The following is a 1,043-nucleotide window of genomic DNA, read 5'->3' on the forward strand; positions in this document are numbered from 1 at the left end:
GGTCTGGTGTCGTCGTCTTATGTCACCGTCGACGACACCGGCGCCCGACATTCCCATAATCCATATTACGCCACACACATCGGCGGCCCGAATTTTACCGTCTTCCGAACGGCAAAATCGAAGTCGCGCCTGAATTTCCTGTCGCTACTGCGCGGCGGCTACCAGGATTATGTGCTCAATGATGCCGCGTTCGATTACCTGAAAGAACGCCGTGCGGATGCGGCCATTACTGCCGGACTTCGCGCTCTTGAACCGCAGCGCTTCTGCAATCAGGTGCCATTCATGGCGCATCTGGCCGAAAAGGGTATCGACATCCTCGACCGACAGGAGGTCGGCACGCATGCCGAGGCCGGCCTGTGGGGTTCTATCCGTCACCACGGCCTGATGGGCAACACGGTGATCGTCTCCGACGACGCCGGCCAGTTCCGCGTCGGCAATCACGCGCTGTGCTGGGTTCATGCCGAACGTCTTCTGCAAAAGCTGATGCCAGGAACCGCAAAAGAGGAGCGGTCGCTCACCATGGTCCGAGATCTCGTCTGGCGTTTCTACAAGGCGCTGAAAGCCTACAAGCAGAATCCTTCCCCGCGGGCCGTTCCGGCCTTCCGACGACGGTTCGACCGAATCTTCAGCCTGCGCACCGGTTACCAGGCACTCGATAAGCTGCTAGAGCGTCTGCTTCGAAGGAAGACCGAGCTGCTGAAGGTCCTCGAGCATCCCGAGATTCCGCTGCACACCAACGCATCGGAAAATGACCTGCGGAGTTTTGTCACGAAGCGAAAAATCTCCGGCGGCACGATGAGTCGCGATGGCCGTGTTGCGCGCGACGTCATGCTTGGTCTTATGAAGACCTGCCAGAAGCTTGGGCTGTCCTTTTACCACTATCTCGGTGACCGGCTTGGGATCGGTAACGTCGGGCAACCGGTCCCGCCCCTGTCGGCAATCATTCTCGCTCGGGCTTGAACACCCGGGGCCGCGTCGGCTTGGCTGCGCCACCACCGTTGCCCAATGAAACGGCACTGCCACCAAATCTGCCCCGCGTACCC

At 59.9% G+C, this 1,043-nt stretch carries 1 protein-coding gene; it reads left to right on the top strand.

Annotated elements, in window-relative coordinates:
* The coding region (locus tag ACPYOJ_RS34480) for an IS66 family transposase (protein WP_481420244.1) at positions 1-960 on the top strand (960 nt) is incomplete at its 5' end.
* Between the last annotated feature and the right edge of the window lie 83 nt (positions 961-1,043).

This window comes from Rhizobium sp. SVR5-9E, from assembly GCF_056755095.1.